We start from the raw sequence: 21,443 nt of genomic DNA, 5'->3' as shown, positions 1-21,443 counted from the left end.
CTTAAAAGCGCATAGAAATGTAGGTCAGCAAAATGCGCAATTCATCACAGAAGTATTACAAAAAGGACACAGATCTCTGTCGTCTTAAAAACGAAGTATTAAAGTAGAATGAACAATTTTTTAATAGAAAGTGGAATAATTTTAAGCAACCTCCGGTCTTGATTATCAAGGGCAAAATAGGAGCTAGCTATGATCCTTGTAATCTATAGTGACAATCAGTTTCAGCAAATCATTACGCAAAGCTTGAGCAAGCACGGATTCTTGCATGACGTGGTTTCAAATTATCAAGCTGCACTGTCATTACTTGATGCTCAGCACTATTCACTCGTCATCGTACAGTCCCACGCGCAACAGTCTTGCTTAGACCGTATTGAACGTTTGGTATTACAAAACCCAGACAGTTGGATTATGGCCGTTGACGGTCAGCAAGTAACTAACGTGAGTGCTGATGAAGCGGATTATTTTGAGGTGGGCGTCGATGATTACCTTGGAGGCGCATTCAACGAGCGTGTGTTTGTTGCTCGAATTCGTTCGCATATGAGAAGGAGTATGCCAAGCCTTGACACAAGCCTTCAAAAAAACGCAGACAACAGCATTCAAGCTGGGCCCTTTAAAGTTGATTTACGCTATCACAGCGTTACGTTAAACGGACAAACCCTATCGTTAACTGCTAGAGAGTTTACCCTTATTAACTACCTCTGCCGTCACCCAAATCAGGTTTTCTCGCGCAATCAGTTATTGAGTGACGTATGGGGATATAACCATGAAGGGTATGAGCATACCGTTAACACCCACATCAATCGATTGCGTAATAAGTTAGATAATGTAGCCAGTATAGATAACGGCGCACAGCTCGTTGAAACTGTGTGGGGTGTAGGATATAAGTTAAATTTAACCGGCTACGTCGACAAAGCACTCAGTGCGTAATGTGTATTTCGCTGAAAGGTTAGATAAGGAAAAGGGTAGCGGTACCCAAGAAGGCAAAAATACCTACAACATCAGTGATGGTAGTCAGGATAACGCTACCTGCTAATGCAGGATCTATTTTTAAGCGTTTCATGATCATAGGTAAGGTTGCCCCAGCCAGAGCAGCGGCAATCATGTTTACCATCATTGCAAAGGCAATAATAACCCCCAACATATAATCTTGTTTCCACAAAGCAATGACTGAAGCGATTAATACAGCCCATATCGCGCCATTTAAGAAACCAATTGAGATTTCTTTGCTTATCAACCATCGAGAGTTATTAGCGTTGACATGACCTAGCGCCATACCACGAATTACAAGGGTTAACGTTTGATTACCTGCCACACCACCCATACTAGGTACAATAGTATTTAAAATAGCAAGTACAGCCATTTGGCTAAGCGTGGCTTCAAATAAATCACTCACCATAGCGGCCATAAGTGCTGTGATGAGGTTAACTGCTAGCCATACTGAGCGACGTTTTGTACTTTGCATAACAGGCGCAAAAGTATCTTCGTCGTCATCAAGACCGGCCATACTCATCATTGAGTGCTCGGCGTCCTCACGAATAATATCGACTACATCATCAATGGTAATTCGTCCTACAAGACGATTTTTTTCATCAACTACAGGTGCTGACAGCCAGTTATAACGCTCAAATAAACTCGCCACTTCATCGTCGGGCATGTTTACCGGGATGGCCTCTGATTCTTCGTCCATCACATCTGATACTTTGTCGTCAGTATCAGCTGTCAGTAGGCGAGCTACTGGAATAATACCCACTAAATTATCGGTTCTATTCACCACGTAGAAGGTATCCGTATTTTCAGGAAGCTCACCCTTTAAACGGATATAGCGTAGGACAACATCAATGGTGACGTCAGGACGCAAGGTAATGGTATCCGTGTTCATGATGAAGCCAGCGGTTTCTTCACCGTAAGACAGCGCTTGCTCTGCGCGCAATCTGTCTTGTGCATCCATTGAGTCGAGAATGTCTGCAAGTACGGGTTCAGGAAGGCTGCTTAGCGTTTCGGCTAAGTCATCAGTGTCCATCTCTTCAAGTGCGTCTACCACAGAGGCTGGAAGCATCTTGGAAATGATACCGTTTCGGACATCGTCCGACAGTTCTTCTAAAATATCGCCATGAAAGTCGCTATCAATAAGTTCCCAGAGTTCGTCACGGGTCCTACTGGGGCTTGATTCCAAGATATGGGCAACATCAGAAGGGGGTAATTCAAGCAGAAGCTTACGTACAGATACAAACTGACCGTTAGCTAGCGCCGCGTTAAGTGCGCGCAGTTGGGTTTGTACGTATTTAGAAACAAGCGCTTCTGCCATAAGGCGTTGATTCCTACAGAATGAAAATAAACGGGGTAGGCGTTAAAGCCTAAGTAGCCGTAGAATATCGCAATTATAATGAATCTGTCATGACAATTGCGTTGCTTTAGCACAAGATGCCAAGAATACTGGAATGAAAGTATATAAAGTAACCAATTGACCGCGTGGTTACTCGTCTTCGTTAAACTTACCTTCAATGAGTTGTTCAATGGCGTTAAGTGCATCTGCGGCATCGCTGCCGTCGACAATCACATCAACTTGTTCCCCTTGGTGGCTTTCAAGCATCATAAGTCCAAGGACACTGCTAGCATCAGCTTCCTTGTCTCCTTTCTTTAAAATGATTTTGGCATCAAATTGATTCGCAAGCTTAACAAGCTGCGTTGCTGCCCTAGCATGAAGGCCAAGCTTGTTGACAATAGTTAGCGTTTTTCTAATCGTCATTATTGATTCAACTCTCGATGGCGAATTTGAACATCAGGGTGAATTTCGCTGAAGGTTTTTGATAATGTTTGAGCAATATAAACCGAACGATGCTGCCCACCAGTACAGCCGATTGCCACTGTCACATAGCTTCTGTTGTTTCGCTCCAGATGAGGTAGCCATGTCGTTATTAAGTTCTGAATTTGCCAAATAAACTTGGTTACCACTGGTTGCGAGCCCAAGAATACTTCGACGGGAGCATCAAGACCAGTGAGGTGTTTCAGATCGGGCTCCCAATGAGGATTTGGCAGAAAGCGCGCGTCAAAAACATAGTCTGCATCCTTGGGAATACCATGTTTAAAGCCGAACGATTCAAATACTAATACAAGGCGAGAGCTCTTCTTGCCAAGTATACGCTCTCGAATTAACTCAGCGAGCTGGTGTATCGTCAGCTTATCGGTATCTAAATAAAGGTCAGCTCTTTCTACAATAGGAGCAAGCAGTGCAGATTCGGCTTTAATTGCCTCAGAAAGTGACTTGTTAAGCTTAGCGAGAGGGTGAAGACGACGGGTTTCGCTAAAGCGTTTGACCAGTACGTCGTCGCTAGCGTCGATATAAACGATGGTCATTGACCAAGATGAAGGAAGATAGTCGAGTATCTCCACCAAGTCGTGAGGATTTTTAGGTAAATTTCTAACATCAATACTCACTGCCACTTGGTCGTACTCATCAACCACTGTATGTGTGAGAGTGGGGAGTAGATTTACCGGTATGTTATCAACACAGTAGTAGCCCAAATCTTCCAATGCGCGCAGCGCCACAGATTTACCAGAGCCCGAACGACCACTGATTATAATCAGCTTCACCTAATTTCTCCCTAATATACTGGTTTTATCTTATACGCGTTGACCGTTGAGTTCTTCCAATCACCAAGATATGAATGGGCTCAACATTAACAAAGTGCAGAGAGAATATCGTCGCTTGTGGTGGCGCGACGTATTGCTTTAATTGTCTCTTTGTCGCTAAGTTTACCGGCAACGGTTGCTAGCGTTTGCAAATGCCCTTCAGTTTGCTCTTCAGGGACAAGTAGAGCAAAAAATATATCTACGGGTTTTTCGTCTAACGCGTCGAAATCGATAGCAGGTGTGCATGTGACTATAATTGCTATCACTTTCTCTAGACCAGCTAAACGTCCGTGTGGCAAGGCAATACCATTACCAATGCCCGTACTTCCCATGCGCTCTCGAGACATTAAGCTACTGAGAACTGTCGCTTGATCGATGCTTTCATTATTTTTAGCTGCGATATCAGCGATTATCTCAAGAATTCGCTTTTTACTATTACACTGAACCGCACACTCGGTGCGGTCCAGACTTACGATGGCTTGTATATCCATACTTAATTAACTACTAATGTTTTTTCAGTTTTTCCTTATGCTTGATTACCTGCCGGTCGAGTTTATCAACCATGCTGTCAATCGCCGCATACATGTCGGTATTTTCTGAGGATGCGAACACTTCAGCGCCACTTAAATGAACGGTCGCTTCGGCTTTTTGATTTAATTTTTCAACGTTCAGGATGACATGCACATTAGAAATGTGATCAAAGTGACGTTCAAGTTTGCTGAACTTCGTATCGACATAATTACGCAAAGAGTCGGTGATTTCGACATGATGACCAGTTAGGTTGATTTGCATATTTCGTCTTCCTTATATTATTAAGCCCGTTTAAATAAGGCTTTTGCGTTGGTTCGACGGCGGGATCGATAACGATTCCCGGTACTTTGCTATTGTTCGCCGAGCGACTTTTATACCTTGCTCGGCCAACAATGAAGCAATCTTGCTATCGCTTAGTGGTTTGCTGACGTTTTCAGCTGCCACCAACTTTTTGATCAATGCCCGAATCGCGGTAGATGAACACTCTCCACCAGACTCTGTTGCAACGTGGCTTGAAAAGAAATACTTCAATTCAAAAATGCCACGGGGTGTGTGCATATACTTTTGTGTTGTCACGCGAGAAATTGTCGATTCGTGCATATCTACCATTTCTGCGACATCGTTTAGCACCATTGGTTTCATCATTTCAGGGCCATGTTCGAAAAAGCCCATTTGCTGCTGCACAATACAGTTAGCCACCTTCATTAAGGTTTCGTTACGTGATTCAAGGCTCTTTATAAACCATTTGGCCTCTTGCATGTGTGAGCGGATGAACTGCGAATCGCTGCTGTTCTTGGCACGGCGACTCATTGCAGCGTACTGTTGATTAACGCTTAACTTTGGCAGACTGTCAGGGTTCAGCTCAACCACCCAACGGCCATTCTTTTTTGTTACCGAAACATCAGGAATAACGTATTCAGGCTCTTTAGTAACTAAAGCACTACCTGGACGAGGATTCAAGGTTTGCAGTAAACGCATCGCTTCACGAAGTTGATCTTCCTTCAAGCGACTTTTACGCATTAATGTGCGGTAATCTTTGCTGCTGAGGAGATCAGAGTACTCTTCAATAAGCTGTTTTGCTTCAGTTAGCCATGGCGTATCTTCTGAAAATTGGCGAAGCTGAACCATTAGACATTCTTGAGGCGTGCGTGAACCAGAACCGATAGGATCGAACATCTGAATACGCTTTAGCACGCATTCCACTTCATCCATTTCAATAGGTTCTTCTAAATCATCATCGTTGACCGCCTCGAGAATTTCCTCGAGTGAAACAGTTAGATAGCCAGACTCGTCAATCGAATCAATAATGGCCGTTGCAATTGCACGGTCTGTATCCGAGAAGTGAGTCAGGCGCATCTGCCAAGAGAGATGTTCTTGAATATCGTCGGTTGTCTCGCCTTGAAAAATTTGCTCATCGTCATTGGAAGGACCGGGGGCAGGCGCTGAAGACGCTGAATAATACTCATCCCACGTGCTGTCTATTGGCAGTTCGTCTGGAAGATCGTTCTTCTCTAATGCATCACCTGCTTCCAGTGTATCGCTAGACGCCGTTGCCGATGCTTCTGACGCACTGTCATCGTTATCAATATTGTTTTTTTCTAGTTGATGCTCGTCATTACCTTCTTCAATTTCTAACAAAGGATTAGAGTCGAGCGCCTCTTGAATCTCCTGTTGAAGATCAAGAGTAGAGAGCTGCAGCAGTTTAATAGCCTGCTGCAGCTGAGGTGTCATGGTAAGTTGTTGGCTAAATTTTAGCTGTAAAGATGGTTTCATCTACGTCTTATTTAAATGCTCTAAATTGAATATACCAGAGCGAAATTGAAAAATGACAATCAGGTTACATTAACTATAGCCTGAATTGCTCGCCTAGGTATACATCCCTTACTTTTTGATTACTTAAAACCTGTTCCGCCGTTCCTTGCGCAATAAGCTCGCCATGACTCACAATGTACGCTTTTTCGCAAACATCCAGTGTTTCTCGTACGTTATGGTCAGTGATAAGGATACCAATTCCTCTATCACGAAGATGTTGTATTATCTTCTTTATATCATTAACTGATATTGGATCAACACCAGCGAACGGCTCATCTAATAAAATAAACTGTGGATTTGCCGCTAAGGCCCGGGCTATTTCAACTCGGCGCCGCTCACCACCTGATAAACTCATCCCCGTACTATTACGTATATGGTTGATATTAAATTCATCAAGTAGCGCGTCGGCTTCTTCTTCTTGCTGTTGTGAATTTAAATCTTTACGGGTTTGCAAAATCGCCATGATATTTTCATGGACGGTTAATTTTCTAAAAATCGACGCTTCTTGTGGAAGATAGCCAATTCCGCGGCGTGCGCGCTCATGCATGGGTTGATGAGTTAATTCATTATCGTCAATTTCTATCTTGCCTTTGTCTAACGCGACTAAGCCTACGATCATATAAAATGTAGTGGTCTTACCAGCGCCGTTTGGACCAAGCAGGCCAACAATTTGTCCAGTTGAAACAGCAAGACTCACGTCTGTTACGACTTGACGGGATTTGTAAGCCTTTGCAAGGTTAGTTGCTCTTAACGTTGCCATGACTATTCGTTACCCTTGTTATCTTTCTTCGGCGACGTTTTACGAATGGTTTCCGGCGTAAATACGGTGGTTACGCGGCCTTCTCCATCTTTCCCAGCGCCCCCAGTGGCTAGTAATTGTTCAGTAATCATATCAAACGTAATCTTATCACCTTGCACTTTACTGGTGTCTTGCTGTAATTCCGCATTACCCGCAAGAGAGATGGTGCGATTAATCACTTCATAACGAATCTCATTGGCTTTTGCCGATACCGGCGTACCGTCTTCTAGTGTTTGAGAATAGCTCGCTGGTTTTCCTCTGGCGATGAAAATTTCGCGACCACTACCTTCGCTTGCAATAACTTCAACTTCGTCAGCTTCAATAAGTAGCGAGCCCTGCGTGATGAGGACATTTTCCTTGTAAAGCGCAGTTTTATTTTTCCCATCAATGAATTGGGTATTTGAACCTATTTTAATGGGCTGCGAAAAATCATCTTCGCTTGCGCAGACCGCACCGCTAGCTACGGCTAGAAAAAGGCTAGTTGCTAGGGGAATAAGTGGTTTGTACATGATCTAAAAGCTCGTATTCTTGTGTGCGTAAATTCGCGTTAAACCCATTACTCAAAATGACATATTGAGTACCTTGTATTTCAACAGGTTGATCAGATGTCATTTGTTTGGTGTCCAAATTTATTTGAATATATTCAGTTGATAAGCTTTGGACAAAATCATCGCTGGTTTGGTTCTCGATAACAACGCGATTTTCCAATTGAATAAGTTCGTTGTTGTAGAGCGTGCCTTCTTTCGCTGTAACGACCCAGGGTGACGTCGCGTTTTCAGTGTAAAGTGTGTATTTGGGCTGCTGAAACAAGACAAAACCCAGTTGATCGTAATGTTCCATCGATTCAGCAAACACCTTGTGATTGAGTTCACCCTCTTGATTGTATAGCGTCGTGGTTAAATTTTTCGCTTTATAAGCAGGTTTTAGCGCATTATTTTCGCTACTGCCTTGCGTTTCTGGCTGCTCTTCCATCCATGTTGGTATGTACATCAGTAACGCGAGAATAAATAACGCCGATATACTCAACCCTAAGCGATTAAAGCCGAACAGGCTCATACACTTGCTCCGAAAATCTCATTTGCCACACTTTTAGCCTGCAAAATAGTGTCCGATATCTCTCGAACTGCACCAAACCCACCGGGCAGTGTGGTAATCCAGTTCGCTTGGTTAGCCACGTAAGGATGAGCATCGGCAACCGCAATTTTTATTGCGACGTGCTTGAACATTCCTGTGTCAGGCATGTCATCACCTACCGCAGCCACTTCATCAGCATGTAATTGGAGACTTGTCATCAGTGCGCTTAGTGCGTCAGCTTTGTTTTCCTCACCCTGAATAATATGTGCAACATTTAACGCTTTCATTCTGTTTTCAACGATTGCTGAGCGACGTCCGGTTATAACCGCCACATTTACATTGTTACTCACCAAAGCCTTAACGCCATAGCCATCTCGGGTGTGAAATGCTTTAAGCTCTTCACCCTCATTGCCTAGGTAAATACGTCCGTCTGAAAATACACCGTCGACATCACATACCAATAATTTTATCTTCGACAACTGATTAAAAAGGGTATCATCCATGTTCGTGTATAAGGTTGCTGGCATTTATAGCACTCCTGCTTTTAGAAGCATATGCATGTTGAAAGCCCCTACGGGCTTGCGCTGAGAGTCTGTTACCATTAGCGCGCTTATTTTATGGGTTTCCATTAAGTTAAGCGCTTCTACGGCAAGTTGCTCTGACGACGTAGTTTTTCCACCTTTCGTCATTACGCTTTCAACGGTGGCGCTATGTACGTCAATGCGAGCATCTAAAATTCGACGTAAATCACCGTCTGTGAAGACCCCAGTCAGCGTACCGTCGGGGGCGATTACCCCCGTCATCCCAAGTCCCTTCTTAGAAATTTCAAGAAGCGCCTCGGCAACAGAAGCGTCTAAATTGATAAGCGGAATATCGCTACCAGTCAGCATAATATCGCTCACTTTAAGCAGCAGTTTTCTGCCAAGGCTGCCGCCGGGATGTGACAGCGCAAAATCATCTGACGTAAACCCTTTTTGATCAAGAAGTGCCACTGCCAACGCGTCACCCATGACTAGAGTAGCCGTGGTGCTTGAAGTGGGAGCAAGTCCTAGTGAGCAGGCTTCTTTATCAACGCTAATATTGAGCACAACGTCAGCGTGCTGCCCTAGCGAGCTTGACGCGCTGTTTGTCATCGCAACAACTTGAATACCCAAGCGCTTTACCACAGGCAGCAAGTTAACGAGCTCGTTTGTCTCACCAGAGTTAGAAATAGCTAGCAGAACATCTCCCTTGCTAAGCATTCCCAAGTCTCCGTGGTTAGCCTCGCCGGGGTGCATGAAAAAGGCCGGTGTACCTGTACTTGCAAGCGTGGCGGCAATTTTATTTCCAATGTGCCCAGATTTTCCCATTCCACTTACCACGACTTTTCCCTTGCAATGAAACAAAATATTGCATGCCGCAGTAAAACTGTCGTCTAAGCGGTCAGCAAGATTAGCAATCGCGTGCGTTTCAATGTCAATTACGCGCTTCGCGGAGTCGATATAGTTCATCTGAGTTTGTGTATTCATGATTATCCGAACAGCCAGAATTGATAGCCAATGAAGCAAGCGAGAAGTATAAATCCGTTCGTTCTTGATATGGTACGCTTACCTATTAAATCGAAACTGAACAAGAACAGAAGCAGTGTTAAGCCAAGCATCACATACATGTCTCGGTTGTAAACATCTGGGTCTAGCAAACCGGGTGCAATCAAACCCGGCATACCGAGTACGGCAAGTAGGTTAAAAATATTTGAGCCAATGATATTACCTAGGGCTAAATCGTCTTCACCTTTGAGTACACCGGCAACGCTTGCGGCCAGTTCTGGCAGGCTGGTGCCAAAGGCAATGATGGTTAAACCAATAACCAAGTCAGAAATACCCATATATCGTGCAATTTCTACCGCAGAATTTACCAAGAAATGCGCACTAAGAGGCAAGACAATAAGGCCCACTCCAATCCATATAAGCGCTGATGTGTTTGAGACACCCTTTGGTATCTCATCTGCCGTCTCTGCGATGAGAGGGTCTTCTTTGTCTACTTGGAGCGATAGCCATGCCATCATGGCTAATACAAAAATGAACAACCCAAGTAAGATTATGCCTTCGTAAGACTTAAGTTCGCCATCAAATAGAAAGCCGATCGCGATAAGCGAAATAACGAGAAGCGCAGGAAGTTCACGCTTCAACGTTGTTGATGAGACAAGCAGCGGCTTTACTAACGCGGTTATACCGAGGACAAGCGCCACATTGGTAATGTTTGAGCCTAAGGCGTTACCTACAGCGGTATTCATATTGCCATTTACAGACGCAATAGCAGAAACCACTATTTCAGGCGCTGAAGAGCCCATAGCGACAATCGTTAAACCGATCATCATGGGAGAGATGCCGATGTTCTTTGCTAACGCTGAGGCACCATAAACAAAACGGTCAGCGCTCCAACTAAGTACAATCAGCCCAACGAGAAAAATGACAATGTTTAAAAGCACAACAACCTGTAATAAAGAGTATTTCTTTAGATTGTCGCAAAAAGAGTGCCATTTGCCTATGCTCGCAGCGCTTTATTTTCATCAAATGCCGTGAATTCATTTAAATTCTGGTTAAATCGACAGGTTAATCGACGTGTTACTACAGCGCTGATACCTGTAACGCCTATGCGGATTGGTATTATGCACTGCAACTACTTGCGTTCAGTGCTCGTTAATAAAAGGTCAAATATTCTATGTGATCTGAGCTATTACCGAGCAAGTCAGACGCACAGTTGAGCGCTTGAGCTCGTATGACATTACATTCGTCTTAATCGAACATAACTTGTAACTTTTTGACTTTTGCGAGGGGCTTGAAAAAGCGTACAATGACATTAGATTACACCGCCCAATAAACGGATTTTTGCAAATCAAGTTAACAAACTACACTGCCGAGTAAACTTTATTGGTTTAATGTGTTCATAAAGTACACTGTAGAGTAAACTTCACTCTGTGCCGTTCCTCAGGCATGGAAATTGAATACTCACTATGTGCTCTCAATCATTTATTAATTTAAAAGTAGAGTGTGGGTGGAATTATTGCTGCCACATTCTAGCGTCAGGGGTCGACATTTTAGTAACTATGGATCATTTAGTTGAAGTAGATAACCTTACTTTTAAGCGAGCTGATCGCGTCATATATGACGGGATTTCGCTAAAAGTGCCCAAAGGCAAAATTACTGCGGTAATGGGGCCTAGCGGTATAGGTAAAACCACGCTGCTACGTCTTATTGGCGGGCAGTTAACGCCAGATGAAGGTGACATCAGATTCGATGGTGACTCGATTGTCTCCATGTCGAGAAAAACACTTTACGAAACGCGCCGAAGAATGAGCATGCTGTTTCAAAGTGGCGCGCTTTTTACAGATATGAGCGTTTTTGACAACGTGGCGTTTCCCCTTCGCGAGCACACCAAGTTATCTGAAGATATTATCGCGACCATTGTCGCTTTAAAGCTACAGGCTGTAGGCTTGCGCGGTGCCGCTAAGCTCATGCCAAGCGAATTATCTGGTGGCATGGCGCGCCGGGCAGCGTTAGCAAGAGCAATAGCGCTCGACCCCGATTTAATCATGTACGACGAGCCATTTGCAGGCCAGGATCCGATATCAATGGGTGTCTTGGTAAAGCTTATTCGTGAACTGAATGATGCACTAAGTTTGACAAGTATTGTTGTTACTCACGATGTCACTGAAGTACTCTCAATTGCTGACTATATTTATATTTTGGCGGATAAGCGCGTAATCGGTGAAGGTACGGCGCAAGAAATAAAAGACAGTGATTCTGAGCTGGTACAACAGTTTTTGAAAGGTAAAGCAGATGGTCCAGTGCCATTTCACTATCCCGCGCCTGATTTGAAAAAGAGCTTTTTGGGGGGAGTTAAATGACATTCTTCCAGTCAGTCGGTGCAAAAACTATCGCTAAAATAACGTCAATTGGACGCGCTGCGCTAATGCTCTTTGGAGCGCTAATTGCAGTCCCTCGCGTTAAAAACATTCCGTTGATCATTAAGCAGCTCTACGTGGTTGGTGTGCAGTCGCTATTGATTATCATGGTGTCTGGCTTGTTTATTGGTATGGTCATGGCCCTACAAGGCTACACCATTTTGGTTGACTATGGCGCTGAGGGTAGCCTAGGTCCAATGGTGGCGTTGTCGTTACTGAGAGAATTAGGCCCTGTTGTTACCGCGTTGTTGTTTGCGGGGCGGGCTGGGTCAGCATTAACCGCCGAAATTGGGTTAATGAAAGCCACCGAGCAGTTGAGTAGTTTAGAAATGATGGCGGTCGACCCGCTTAGGCGCATTGTGGCACCGCGCTTTTGGGCAGGGATGATTGCCATGCCAATGCTTGCCGTTATTTTCAGCGCTATTGGTATCCTAGGCGGTCATGTAGTCGGCGTAGATTGGCTAGGCGTAGATGCAGGTAGCTACTGGTCGATTATGCAATCTACCGTAGATTGGAACCAGGATGTCATAAATGGCGTAATAAAAAGCCTCGTGTTTGCCTTGGTTGTGACGTGGATTGCCATATTTAAAGGTTACGATTCTGTTCCAACATCGGAAGGGATCAGCAAAGCGACTACTGAAACAGTGGTCTATTCATCATTAGCAGTATTAGGGCTGGACTTCGTGCTCACCGCCCTTATGTTTGGTATCGAGTAGGGGTTAGGAATGAGTAAGTATAAAACGGAAGTGATGGTTGGTGTGTTTGTCATGCTTACCATAGGTGCGTTGTTGTTATTGGCACTTAAAGTGGCGAACCAAACAGTAGCGACCGAAGGTGACACCTACACACTATACGCAAAGTTTGACAACATTGGCGGGTTGAAACCGCGATCGGCTGTGAAAGTGGGTGGTGTTACTGTTGGCCGCGTGTCATCAATTTCTCTGGATCAAGAAGACTTTACGCCTGTGGTGGAGCTTTCCATTCTTAACGAATATAACGGTTTTCCCGAGACAAGTTCGGTATCTATTTTGACCTCAGGTTTATTGGGTGAGCAATACGTAGGTTTTCAGCCAGGTTTCTCTTTTGACGGTGTCGCGAACCTAAAAGATGGCGATTACCTTCAAGATACTAAGTCAGCGCTGGTTCTCGAAGATCTGATCGGACAGTTCCTATTCAATCGCGGCAGCGACGAAAACTAAAAACACATCGTGTTTTTAGGCACTGAGTAGAGAGTTACCGTTGAATTACAGCAACTTGATGAAACTAATTAGACAGTAATCAGGTCTGCTACAAAGAATGTGAAGTTAGGAGATAATGTTTTGAAAAAAATTATGGTAGCAATTGGCATCTTTATGATGTCGGTAACGGGGATGGTTCATGCACAAGAAGTGAACGAGCAAAACCCGTATGAGCTAGTGCAGGATGTAGCGAATCGTACGTTCGAGCGAATTAAAGCTAATCAGGAGGCCATCAAAGCCGATCCAGAAATGCTTCGCACTATCATGGAAGAGGAACTGGTGCCTCATATCGATTATAAATTCGCGGCATTTATGGTGTTAGGTAAACATTTTAAATCAGTGCCTCAAGAGAAAATGGGTGAATACATCAGTGTATTTAGACAGTATCTGATTACGTCTTATGCGGTTGCTATGGGGTATTACGATAATCAAGAGGTGATTTTTGAACCTGAATCATCGTTTGATGATAAAAAATCAGTAACGGTTCGCGCCGTCGTTCAAGACCCTAGCCGCCCAGAAATAAAGATTGCTTTTAAAGTGCGCAAAGATAGTAAAACGAACGAGTGGAAAGCCTACGACATGGTTGCCGAAGGCATTAGTATGTTGAACAGCAAGCGCAGCGAGTTCGAGTCAATTCTTCGTCAAGAAGGCATCGATTCAGTGATTGCGTTAATGCGCGATAAAATAGGTAAGCCGGTTGAATTGAAGAAAGGTGAGCCGATTGAGATTGAGGGAGAGGCTGAGTGAGCCTTTTTGAAATCAACGACAAGGGTAATGTCATAGTTCACGGTCAACTTGACCGTGATACCTTGTCAAAAAATTTTTGGGAAACGTTAAGCAACGGCGAGCGAAGTGTATTACAGCAGAACAAACGTTGTTGTGTAGATTTAAGTGATGTTGAACGCGCAGACAGTGCCGGTTTAGCATGGCTTATTAATGCGGTTAGGGACGCAGAGCAAAATGGTGTTAGCATAGTCCTCAATAAGATGCCTGAAAAGCTTAAAAAGCTTGCAAAAATAAGCAATGCAGATAGCTTTTTGCCTGTAGAATAAACACCACTTAGCGAATTAAGAAGTAAGTTATGGAATTGTCTGAAATTGAAAAAATCTTGAAAGATGCCTTAGATCTTCACGAAGTTCACGTGAAAGGTGAGGGCTCGCATTATAATATTATTGCTGTTAGCGACGCGTTTAACGAAATGAGTCGCGTAAAGCGTCAGCAGGCTGTTTATGCGCCCCTAGCCGATAAGATTGCAGATGGCAGTATGCATGCAATTACCATCAAGACGTTTTCGGTGAAAGACTGGGAGCGTGAGCGCCAGTTTAATATTCCTCAATAATAGGCGCCGCTCGTGGATAAACTTGTAATTAAAAAAGGCCCAGCGCTTAACGGCTCCGTTCGTATTTCTGGCGCTAAAAATGCCGCTTTACCATTGCTGATGACAAGCCTGCTTACCGACTCTCCTTGTCGTTATACGAATGTTCCTCGCCTTCGTGATATCAACACGACCATAGCGTTGTTGCGCGAACTGGGCGTCGAGGTTGCCCAACCTGCACCTAACGATATCCTTATAGATGCAAGCACGCTAGAAAGCGTGACGGCATCGTACGACTTAGTGCGCACAATGAGAGCGTCTATCTTGGTTTTAGGTCCACTGCTTGCCAAGCAGGGCAAGGCGAATGTGTCTTTACCTGGGGGCTGTGCTATCGGTGCTCGTCCGGTGAACCTTCATTTAACGGGCCTTGAGAAAATGGGCGCAAATATTGAAGTTGATGAAGGCTATATTCGTGCAGAGGTTAATGGTCGCTTAAAAGGCGCCCGAATCTTCATGGATATGGTAAGCGTGGGGGCGACAGAAAACTTACTTATGGCTGCAGCACTCGCTGACGGCACAACGGTGTTGGAGAACGCCGCCCGCGAGCCTGAAATCGTAGATTTAGCCAACTGCCTTATTCAGATGGGGGCAAAAATCAGCGGTGCCGGAACCGACAAGATTACGATTGAAGGTGTGGAAACACTAAGCGGTTGTGATTATGCAGTATTACCTGATCGCATTGAAACGGGGACTTTTCTCGTGGCTGCCGCTGTTACAGGCGGAAAAATTCGCTGTACTCATGCCGCACCTGATACCTTAGACGCCGTGCTTGATAAGCTTGAGCAAGCCGGAGCGAAAATCACCCTCGGCGAAGACTGGATTGAACTCGATATGGAAGGGCGAAAGCCACAGGCCGTCAGAGTAAAAACGGCGCCACACCCAGCGTTTCCTACTGATATGCAGGCGCAGTTTGTTACTCTAAACAGCGTTGCGGAAGGGACGGGTGTTATTACCGAGACCATCTTCGAAAACCGCTTTATGCATGTACCTGAATTGCAGCGTATGGGAGCGGAAATTGCACTTGAAGCTAATTCTGCAGTATCGAAAGGCAGTTCAAAGTTAAAAGGTGCGCCAGTCATGGCAACCGACCTTCGTGCGTCAGCGAGCTTAGTGATAGCAGGCCTTATCGCAGAAGGGGAAACTCATGTGAATCGTATTTACCACCTTGACCGTGGTTACGAGGCTATTGAAGAAAAGCTGCGAGGCTTAGGCGCGAACATTGAGCGAGTTAAAGAGTAGGTCGTGTCGAATTATAGCTGACAGAAAAGCGCCTAAGATAGGCGCTTTTCTTGTTTTTGACACTGATAAGCTGTGCGAGGTTGATCAGTTAATGGTCTTAAATGATAAAGGCCAAGTAATAGGCGTCTATTGACCTGCTCGAAGCTCTCCCACTGTGGCTTTGAGTGTCAACGACGTACCATCTCGACTGAGTTCAATTTCAAGCTCTGTACCAGGCTCGGTTTCAGCAATCATATCTAACGTTTTAGACGCACTTTCCAATCGAACCCCGTCAATCGCAACGATAATGTCACCTGGGCGAATACCGGCGATATCGGCGGGGCTTCCCTTTGCGACTGCCGAAACATCAATACCGGGGCGGTTACGGTTCTCTCCGCCTACAAAGCCAAGCTGACCGCGTATTACGCGACCATTGCTAATAATTTCGTCCATAACCCGCTTAGCCAGTTCGTATGGTACAGCAAAGTTAATACCGTCCACGTTGCGAACGCGGTTATTTGAATCTAAAACCTGGAAGTTAGCGTTGGTAATGCCCAGCAAAATACCGTTGCTATCTACTAATGCTCCACCGGAATTACCTTGGTTTAACACCGCATCAGTCTGGATAAAGTCTACATAGTTAGAAAGCCCGTTACGTCCGGCTCTACTTACAATTCCTTGCGTTATCGTCTGACCTAAATCGAAAGGGTTGCCGATAGCCATTACCACATCGCCGACATGTGTGTCAGGCTCTGAAACTTGAGGGATAATATGTAAGTTGTCGGCAGTCACTTTTAAGACTGCAAGGTCCGTGAGGGGATCTGTACCGATAATTTGCGCTTCTAGGATACGGCCATCTTGTACTGCTACGTAAATACTGTCGGCGTCTGCAACTACGTGATGACACGTGAGCAGATAGCCGTTCTCAGTCATTATAACGCCAGAGCCGAGGTTAGTTCGCCCCCGAGATTGGTTTCTAAATAGACCTGAACCATTTTCAATGCTGACACTATAAATATTAACCACTGCTGGAGCAGAGCGACTTATCGCACTGAAATAGGTTTCGCGCGTGGCACTGACGGAAGGGGTTGTGAAAAAGCCTTGTGCTAGGCCTTTTCCTTGGCGAAGTTCAGGAACAAAAATCAAGAGCAACGCTGCAACAGCAACGCCGAGAAGGACAGATTTTAGTAAGAAATTTATTATTGAGCGGCCAGTCACAAGTCACACTTATTGTTTTTTGTCGCACTTACTCAATGAGCACTACTATTGCAGCGCGCCATTATAAATTTAAAGCGCAACATTCATAAATTATCATTCTTAATGTCAAGGATATCACTTTATTGAATAAACTACCGTAATGAAAAACAAATTTTGTGCAGGTAGGTTGGCATCGCTATTTTTCTCTCAGTGTTAACTGGCTACGTGCTTAACGAATAAATAACGCTCATAAAAAAACGGCGCCTTTGAAATGCGCCGTTTTAATCAAATTAGACCTTCAATCTAGGTTTCATGCTATTGCCTAATGACCAAATATAGCGTTGAATTGCCGCGTTTAACGTTAAGGGCGATAACACCTTTCGCTTCATCTAAGGCATTTCTAAACTCAGCGACGGTCGATGTGCGAACGCGGTTGACGCCAATTATTACGTCTTCAGCTTGTAAGCCAATTCGAGCCGCTGGTGCGCCGCGTTCTATATCGGACACAATAACACCGGCATTGCCCGCGCTATCTGAACCGTTAGCTAGCGTTGCACCTTCCAGTGCCGGATGAATTTGAGCCGCAGTAACCGTGGTGTCAGCAGCATCATCTAAGACAACATCTACCTTCATTTTCTTACCTTTGCGCATAACGGTAAGCTCAACTTCAGCACCTGCTCCCATACTCGCAATTTTAGCGCGCAGTTCTTGGAAACTGTGAAGTTTACGTCCGTTAATAGCGGTAATAATGTCACCCGCTTGAATACCGCCTTTCTCTGCAGCTGAGTCAGGTTGTACTTCACTGACGAATGCACCGATATTAACCTCTGCATTCATTGCCTCAGCAAGACCTGCATCGATATCACTGCCGAGAATGCCCAATAGACCGCGTCGTACCTCACCAAATTCGGCAATCTGGTCCACTAAACTCTTCATCATGTTCGCTGGAATAGCAAAACCAATACCGACGTTTCCGCCGTTAGGGCCAAAGATAGCGGTGTTAATACCCACAAGTTCACCGCGAAGGTTAACCAGTGCTCCCCCAGAGTTACCGCGGTTGATTGCGGCATCAGTCTGAATGAAGTCTTCGTAACCACCAATGTTTAGCCCTGAGCGGCCCAAGGCACTTACGATACCCGATGTCACGGTTTGTGACAGGCCAAAAGGGTTGCCTATAGCAACAACGAAGTCGCCTACACGCAAGCCGTCAGAGTCTGCTAGCGGCAGCGCTTTCAAATCGTCAGGGTCTATTTTTAGTAAAGCGATATCACTTTGTTCATCAGAACCTAGTTTCTTCGCTTTGAACTCGCGGCCATCCGTTAATTTAACGGTAATTTCGTCTGCGTTATCAACGACGTGGTTATTGGTAACAACGTAGCCTTTTTCCGCATCGATAATGACGCCTGAACCAAGACCTCGGAAAGGACGTTCTTGAACTTGTTCCTGCGGCGCACCGAAAAAGTAACGAAACATTTCTGGTACACGCTGCGTTGAAGTTTGCGTGCCTTCTACGGCAATACTCACTACTGCGGGAGTCGCCTCTTCAAGCATTGGCGCTAAAGAGGGAACTTCATCTTTTTTATCTGAAAAGAACGGTAACGCCGCCTGCGTGCTAGCAGTAAAGCCCAGTGAACTTACAACAACGGCAGACGCCAATAAACAATGGCGGAAAGACATTTTCATGTTCGCTTACACTCCTTCATGTTATATGCGACATAGCATAGTTTCACTAAAAGAGTCCGAGGTCGTAATAAAGTTCCCGATGTTACTGTTTTTCTGCGTTATTCTGCTCAGAACCACCGACGAACAACCCAGAACCTGAGTTTGCGAAGTCTCTCGGCTGTGTGTCAGAAACACGGTTAACTTTAGACTTATCTGAACCTTTTAGATTATTACGTAAATAGGTTGTGGCTTGCTCCCCATAGAAAGGGACTTTGATGCCTTCTTCATCACTGCTTTGTTCAAGCAGTGTTTCATACTCGTCAATTTGTTGCTTCAGTGTTTCACACTGACTTTCAATGCTTTCTAAGCTTTGGCGAGTTTGATGAATGTGATGCTGTGCTTGCTGTGCAAGGATCTCTTTAACCTGCTTCTCAGTTTGCGCAGCACTGCCTGCACCCTGCTTTTGTTGAAAAAAGCGACCTACGAAAAAGCCGATAACTAAACCAACAACTAACAAAGCAAGAGATACTAACAATTCCATTATATTCTCCGAATCAATCTACATCGTGCAGCCGATCCTACTTATACGATCTAAAAGCTGCTTTCGACCATACACTAAATATAGCAAGGTCAAGCCCGAAACGCGCATACATAGTGACAGTTATTCAGTGTATGTCGAATTTCAATGTGAGATTCTACCGTGATTTCCATTAAAATTAAGGTCATAATTGAGAAATTCAAGCAGGTCGGTGCAGCAAGCGCCGCTATTGACATTTTTACGGAGTGGTTTCGGCGATGACGCCATGGGAAAAATATCAGCTAGATCTTCAGTCGTCTGACTTTCATTACGATGCAGCGCAAGAAAATGCAGTTAAAGAGTTACAACGTTTATTTGATGAACTTACTCAGCCTGAAAAGAAAACAACATGGCGGGTAAAGCTGAAAGCCGCTTTTGGGAAAGGCCATGCCAAGCCGGGAATTCAAGGCATTTATTTTTATGGCGGCGTAGGGCGGGGGAAAACCTATCTCGTTGATACCTTTTTTGAATGCCTGCCGTTTGAAAAGAAAATGCGGGTGCATTTTCACCGGTTTATGTATCGTGTTCACGATGAACTTAAGCAGTTAAAAAACGCTCAAGATCCCTTGAAATTAGTTGCTGCTAAGTTAGCAAAAGAAGCGCGAGTCATTTGCTTTGACGAGTTTTTCGTGTCTGATATTACTGATGCCATGATCCTTGGCACGCTGATGGAAGAACTTTTTGGGCACGGTATTGTTTTGGTAGCGACATCCAACATTGTACCGGACGACTTATACAAAAATGGTCTTCAGCGCGCCCGCTTTTTGCCTGCTATCGATTTATTGAATCAAAATACCCGAGTCGTTAATGTGGACAGCGGTATTGATTATCGCCTACGTACATTGGAACAAGCCGAAATCTATCACTATCCGTTAGATGACGACGCGACTGAAAACTTGCATAGCTACTTTTTGCAACTTGCACCTGAAGAAGGGTCGCAAGGTGAAGATATTGAAGTCAATAACCGAAAGATCACTACCCTGCGCAACGCTGATGGTGTCCTAATGATCGATTTTAAGAGCTTGTGCGGTGGACCGCGAAGTCAAAGTGATTACATCGAATTGAGTCGCTGCTATCACTCGGTTTTGGTTGCCAATGTTAAAGAGATGGGGCAGCACAACGATGATGTTGCTAGACGCTTTATTGCCATGGTAGATGAGTTTTACGAGCGAAATGTGAAGCTTATTATTTCCGCAGAGGTTGCCCTTGAAAACTTGTACACGGAAGGTTTGCTAAATTTTGAGTTCAGGCGTTGTCTTAGTCGGTTAAAGGAAATGCAGTCGCATGATTATTTAGCCACAGAACATCTACCCTAAGCTAAAAGCAAGTGCACTATTGGTTTTCGTCGTGCTGTGATTTTACTCAGTGGAGCGCGTCATTCTTTTCGTCGTACTGATAAATGGGATCGCATTGGTATTGCAGGAAAATTAAGGTAGAATTTCGCACAATTTTTTCTGTGTCGCATGGCCGAGCATCATTGTTCGCCAAAGCGGCGCGGTATCCCGATGAAACCCAACGCATTAATTGCGAGAAAGAGAATTTTAAGATGGGAAGAGCATTCGAAGTACGTAAAAACGCCATGGCAAAAACTGCCGGCCAAAAAACTAAAGTTTATTCTAAATACGGTAAAGAGATTTACGTATGTGCGAAAAACGGTGGTGCCGATCCAGACACCAATCTGTCACTTCGCCGCTTGATGGAGAAAGCGAAAAAAGATCAGGTTCCAAGCCATGTTATCGAAAAAGCAATCGATAAAGCCGCAGGTGGTGCGGGTGAAGATTTCCAGCCTATGCGTTACGAAGGCTTTGGTCCGGGTAACTGTATGGTAATTGTTGACTGCTTGTCTGACAACGCGAACCGCACAATAACAGAAGTACGTAACTGCTTTACTAAGACGAATGCTAAGCTAGGTGCACAAGGCGCGGTATCGCACATGTTTGACCATCAAGCTGTTTTTCAGTTTGAAGGTGATGATGAAGATGCGGTGTTAGAAGTGCTTATGGAAGCTGACGTAGACGTCACCGAAGTTGAAGTAGAAGACGGTAAAGTGACGGTGTATGCGCCTCACACCGAATTCTATCAAGTGAAAACAGCGTTAACTGAAGCGTATCCAGAGATTAACTTCATCGCAGAAGAAATAAGCTGGATGCCTCAAACTGAGACTGAAATCAGCGAAGAAGACATGCCTATGTTCGAAAAATTCATGGACATGCTCAATGACTGCGATGATGTCCAGGATGTTTACCACAACGCTGTTACGCCGAGCTAATTGATTTGAGTAAATAAAACGTTTACTGGGATTAAATAAGTCGTTTACAGTAAATAAAGCGTTTAATAGACAGCTAAAGCCCACTTTAAAGTGGGCTTTTTGCGGATACCAAAAAAGC

At 44.6% G+C, this 21,443-nt stretch carries 25 protein-coding genes; 10 read left to right on the top strand and 15 right to left on the bottom strand.

Going from position 1 to position 21,443, the window contains the following annotated elements:
- Window positions 1-189: 189 nt before the first annotated feature.
- Window positions 190-927: a response regulator transcription factor gene (locus GVO63_RS03455; RefSeq protein ID WP_159490455.1), complete on the top strand. Its 738-nt coding sequence runs from the start codon at window positions 190-192 to the stop codon at window positions 925-927.
- Window positions 928-946: 19 nt separating this feature from the next.
- Here the strand turns inward: GVO63_RS03455 and mgtE are convergent, their stop codons facing one another.
- From mgtE to GVO63_RS03395, 12 genes are all read right to left on the bottom strand, one after another.
- Entirely contained in the window at window positions 947-2,305 is a 1,359-nt protein-coding gene (gene mgtE, locus GVO63_RS03450; RefSeq protein WP_159490456.1) for a magnesium transporter, read from the bottom strand.
- Between the two features lie 168 nt (window positions 2,306-2,473).
- Window positions 2,474-2,746, bottom strand: coding sequence for an HPr family phosphocarrier protein (locus GVO63_RS03445; protein WP_159490457.1), 273 nt, complete (start codon window positions 2,744-2,746; stop codon window positions 2,474-2,476).
- Window positions 2,746-3,591 (bottom strand): RNase adapter RapZ, encoded by an 846-nt coding sequence (gene rapZ / locus GVO63_RS03440; RefSeq protein ID WP_159490458.1) that lies wholly within the window; start codon window positions 3,589-3,591, stop codon window positions 2,746-2,748. The genes GVO63_RS03445 and rapZ overlap by 1 nt, the downstream gene beginning before the upstream one ends.
- An 86-nt stretch (window positions 3,592-3,677) precedes the next feature.
- A complete protein-coding gene (gene ptsN / locus GVO63_RS03435; RefSeq protein ID WP_159578131.1) occupies window positions 3,678-4,121 on the bottom strand; it encodes a PTS IIA-like nitrogen regulatory protein PtsN in 444 nt (147 codons plus the stop codon).
- A gap of 13 nt (window positions 4,122-4,134) precedes the next feature.
- Complete coding sequence (gene hpf / locus GVO63_RS03430) at window positions 4,135-4,422, bottom strand: ribosome hibernation promoting factor (protein ID WP_012517338.1); 288 nt, start codon at window positions 4,420-4,422, stop codon at window positions 4,135-4,137.
- Between the two features lie 30 nt (window positions 4,423-4,452).
- Window positions 4,453-5,934: an RNA polymerase factor sigma-54 gene (locus tag GVO63_RS03425; protein WP_159490460.1), complete on the bottom strand. Its 1,482-nt coding sequence runs from the start codon at window positions 5,932-5,934 to the stop codon at window positions 4,453-4,455.
- 73 nt (window positions 5,935-6,007) lie between these two features.
- A complete protein-coding gene (gene lptB / locus GVO63_RS03420) occupies window positions 6,008-6,733 on the bottom strand; it encodes an LPS export ABC transporter ATP-binding protein (RefSeq protein ID WP_159578130.1) in 726 nt (241 codons plus the stop codon).
- 2 nt (window positions 6,734-6,735) lie between these two features.
- Window positions 6,736-7,281, bottom strand: coding sequence for a lipopolysaccharide transport periplasmic protein LptA (gene lptA, locus GVO63_RS03415; RefSeq protein ID WP_159490462.1), 546 nt, complete (start codon window positions 7,279-7,281; stop codon window positions 6,736-6,738).
- Window positions 7,250-7,828, bottom strand: a complete 579-nt coding sequence (gene lptC, locus GVO63_RS03410; RefSeq protein WP_159490463.1) for an LPS export ABC transporter periplasmic protein LptC — start codon at window positions 7,826-7,828, stop codon at window positions 7,250-7,252. The genes lptA and lptC overlap by 32 nt, the downstream gene beginning before the upstream one ends.
- The gene (gene kdsC, locus GVO63_RS03405; protein WP_159578129.1) at window positions 7,825-8,373 is read right to left on the bottom strand and encodes a 3-deoxy-manno-octulosonate-8-phosphatase KdsC; all 549 of its coding nucleotides are present in this window, start codon (window positions 8,371-8,373) and stop codon (window positions 7,825-7,827) included. Before kdsC ends, lptC begins: the two co-directional genes overlap by 4 nt.
- Window positions 8,374-9,354, bottom strand: a complete 981-nt coding sequence (locus GVO63_RS03400) for a KpsF/GutQ family sugar-phosphate isomerase (RefSeq protein ID WP_159490467.1) — start codon at window positions 9,352-9,354, stop codon at window positions 8,374-8,376.
- Between the two features lie 2 nt (window positions 9,355-9,356).
- Window positions 9,357-10,313 (bottom strand): calcium/sodium antiporter, encoded by a 957-nt coding sequence (locus tag GVO63_RS03395; RefSeq protein ID WP_159578128.1) that lies wholly within the window; start codon window positions 10,311-10,313, stop codon window positions 9,357-9,359.
- 618 nt (window positions 10,314-10,931) lie between these two features.
- Between GVO63_RS03395 and mlaF the strand changes: the two genes are divergently transcribed.
- From mlaF to murA, 7 genes are all read left to right on the top strand, one after another.
- On the top strand, window positions 10,932-11,732 hold the full coding sequence (mlaF, locus tag GVO63_RS03390) for a phospholipid ABC transporter ATP-binding protein MlaF (RefSeq protein ID WP_159578127.1): 801 nt from the start codon (window positions 10,932-10,934) through the stop codon (window positions 11,730-11,732).
- Complete coding sequence (mlaE, locus tag GVO63_RS03385; protein ID WP_159490473.1) at window positions 11,729-12,505, top strand: lipid asymmetry maintenance ABC transporter permease subunit MlaE; 777 nt, start codon at window positions 11,729-11,731, stop codon at window positions 12,503-12,505. The genes mlaF and mlaE overlap by 4 nt, the downstream gene beginning before the upstream one ends.
- 9 nt (window positions 12,506-12,514) lie before the next feature.
- Window positions 12,515-12,988 carry an outer membrane lipid asymmetry maintenance protein MlaD gene (gene mlaD / locus GVO63_RS03380; protein ID WP_159490475.1) on the top strand — a complete coding sequence of 158 codons (474 nt, stop codon included), beginning with the start codon at window positions 12,515-12,517 and terminating at the stop codon, window positions 12,986-12,988.
- Between the two features lie 120 nt (window positions 12,989-13,108).
- Entirely contained in the window at window positions 13,109-13,774 is a 666-nt protein-coding gene (locus GVO63_RS03375; RefSeq protein ID WP_159490477.1) for a phospholipid-binding protein MlaC, read from the top strand.
- Entirely contained in the window at window positions 13,771-14,079 is a 309-nt protein-coding gene (locus GVO63_RS03370; RefSeq protein WP_159490479.1) for a lipid asymmetry maintenance protein MlaB, read from the top strand. The genes GVO63_RS03375 and GVO63_RS03370 overlap by 4 nt, the downstream gene beginning before the upstream one ends.
- Before the next feature lie 29 nt (window positions 14,080-14,108).
- Window positions 14,109-14,366, top strand: coding sequence for a BolA family protein (locus tag GVO63_RS03365; protein WP_159490481.1), 258 nt, complete (start codon window positions 14,109-14,111; stop codon window positions 14,364-14,366).
- Between the two features lie 12 nt (window positions 14,367-14,378).
- Window positions 14,379-15,641: a UDP-N-acetylglucosamine 1-carboxyvinyltransferase gene (murA, locus tag GVO63_RS03360; RefSeq protein WP_159578126.1), complete on the top strand. Its 1,263-nt coding sequence runs from the start codon at window positions 14,379-14,381 to the stop codon at window positions 15,639-15,641.
- A gap of 126 nt (window positions 15,642-15,767) precedes the next feature.
- Here the strand turns inward: murA and GVO63_RS03355 are convergent, their stop codons facing one another.
- The 3 genes from GVO63_RS03355 to GVO63_RS03345 all read right to left on the bottom strand — a co-directional run bounded on the left by GVO63_RS03355 (window position 15,768) and on the right by GVO63_RS03345 (window position 19,020).
- Window positions 15,768-16,838 (bottom strand): trypsin-like peptidase domain-containing protein, encoded by a 1,071-nt coding sequence (locus GVO63_RS03355; protein WP_159490485.1) that lies wholly within the window; start codon window positions 16,836-16,838, stop codon window positions 15,768-15,770.
- 294 nt (window positions 16,839-17,132) lie between these two features.
- Window positions 17,133-18,494: a DegQ family serine endoprotease gene (locus GVO63_RS03350; RefSeq protein WP_159490509.1), complete on the bottom strand. Its 1,362-nt coding sequence runs from the start codon at window positions 18,492-18,494 to the stop codon at window positions 17,133-17,135.
- A gap of 88 nt (window positions 18,495-18,582) precedes the next feature.
- Complete coding sequence (locus GVO63_RS03345; RefSeq protein ID WP_159490487.1) at window positions 18,583-19,020, bottom strand: DUF1043 family protein; 438 nt, start codon at window positions 19,018-19,020, stop codon at window positions 18,583-18,585.
- A 254-nt stretch (window positions 19,021-19,274) separates the two neighbouring features.
- Between GVO63_RS03345 and zapE the strand changes: the two genes are divergently transcribed.
- Together zapE and GVO63_RS03335 are read left to right on the top strand one after the other, a co-directional pair.
- On the top strand, window positions 19,275-20,372 hold the full coding sequence (gene zapE / locus GVO63_RS03340; protein WP_159578125.1) for a cell division protein ZapE: 1,098 nt from the start codon (window positions 19,275-19,277) through the stop codon (window positions 20,370-20,372).
- A 230-nt stretch (window positions 20,373-20,602) separates the two neighbouring features.
- Window positions 20,603-21,325 carry a YebC/PmpR family DNA-binding transcriptional regulator gene (locus tag GVO63_RS03335; protein WP_159490491.1) on the top strand — a complete coding sequence of 241 codons (723 nt, stop codon included), beginning with the start codon at window positions 20,603-20,605 and terminating at the stop codon, window positions 21,323-21,325.
- Window positions 21,326-21,443 lie beyond the last annotated feature (118 nt).

Source organism: Alteromonas sp. KUL106 (genome assembly GCF_009811415.1).
Taxonomy (GTDB): domain Bacteria; phylum Pseudomonadota; class Gammaproteobacteria; order Enterobacterales; family Alteromonadaceae; genus Alteromonas.
Note: the sequence above shows the minus strand (reverse complement) of the source record. Positions and strands in the feature narration are given on the sequence as shown.

Bases quoted from the DNA above. Each gene is read 5' to 3' on its own strand.
- GVO63_RS03345 (WP_159490487.1), bottom strand. From the start codon at position 19,020: ATGGAATTGTTAGTATCTCTTGCTTTGTTAGTTGTTGGTTTAGTTATC.
- lptC (WP_159490463.1), bottom strand. From the start codon at position 7,828: ATGAGCCTGTTCGGCTTTAATCGCTTAGGGTTGAGTATATCGGCGTTA.
- lptB (WP_159578130.1), bottom strand. From the start codon at position 6,733: ATGGCAACGTTAAGAGCAACTAACCTTGCAAAGGCTTACAAATCCCGT.
- mlaF (WP_159578127.1), top strand. From the start codon at position 10,932: ATGGATCATTTAGTTGAAGTAGATAACCTTACTTTTAAGCGAGCTGAT.
- GVO63_RS03455 (WP_159490455.1), top strand. From the start codon at position 190: ATGATCCTTGTAATCTATAGTGACAATCAGTTTCAGCAAATCATTACG.
- zapE (WP_159578125.1), top strand. From the start codon at position 19,275: ATGACGCCATGGGAAAAATATCAGCTAGATCTTCAGTCGTCTGACTTT.
- mgtE (WP_159490456.1), bottom strand. From the start codon at position 2,305: ATGGCAGAAGCGCTTGTTTCTAAATACGTACAAACCCAACTGCGCGCA.
- mlaD (WP_159490475.1), top strand. From the start codon at position 12,515: ATGAGTAAGTATAAAACGGAAGTGATGGTTGGTGTGTTTGTCATGCTT.
- hpf (WP_012517338.1), bottom strand. From the start codon at position 4,422: ATGCAAATCAACCTAACTGGTCATCATGTCGAAATCACCGACTCTTTG.
- GVO63_RS03335 (WP_159490491.1), top strand. From the start codon at position 20,603: ATGGGAAGAGCATTCGAAGTACGTAAAAACGCCATGGCAAAAACTGCC.
- lptA (WP_159490462.1), bottom strand. From the start codon at position 7,281: ATGTACAAACCACTTATTCCCCTAGCAACTAGCCTTTTTCTAGCCGTA.
- ptsN (WP_159578131.1), bottom strand. From the start codon at position 4,121: ATGGATATACAAGCCATCGTAAGTCTGGACCGCACCGAGTGTGCGGTT.
- GVO63_RS03425 (WP_159490460.1), bottom strand. From the start codon at position 5,934: ATGAAACCATCTTTACAGCTAAAATTTAGCCAACAACTTACCATGACA.
- GVO63_RS03400 (WP_159490467.1), bottom strand. From the start codon at position 9,354: ATGAATACACAAACTCAGATGAACTATATCGACTCCGCGAAGCGCGTA.
- GVO63_RS03445 (WP_159490457.1), bottom strand. From the start codon at position 2,746: ATGACGATTAGAAAAACGCTAACTATTGTCAACAAGCTTGGCCTTCAT.
- kdsC (WP_159578129.1), bottom strand. From the start codon at position 8,373: ATGCCAGCAACCTTATACACGAACATGGATGATACCCTTTTTAATCAG.
- GVO63_RS03365 (WP_159490481.1), top strand. From the start codon at position 14,109: ATGGAATTGTCTGAAATTGAAAAAATCTTGAAAGATGCCTTAGATCTT.
- GVO63_RS03350 (WP_159490509.1), bottom strand. From the start codon at position 18,494: ATGTCTTTCCGCCATTGTTTATTGGCGTCTGCCGTTGTTGTAAGTTCA.
- mlaE (WP_159490473.1), top strand. From the start codon at position 11,729: ATGACATTCTTCCAGTCAGTCGGTGCAAAAACTATCGCTAAAATAACG.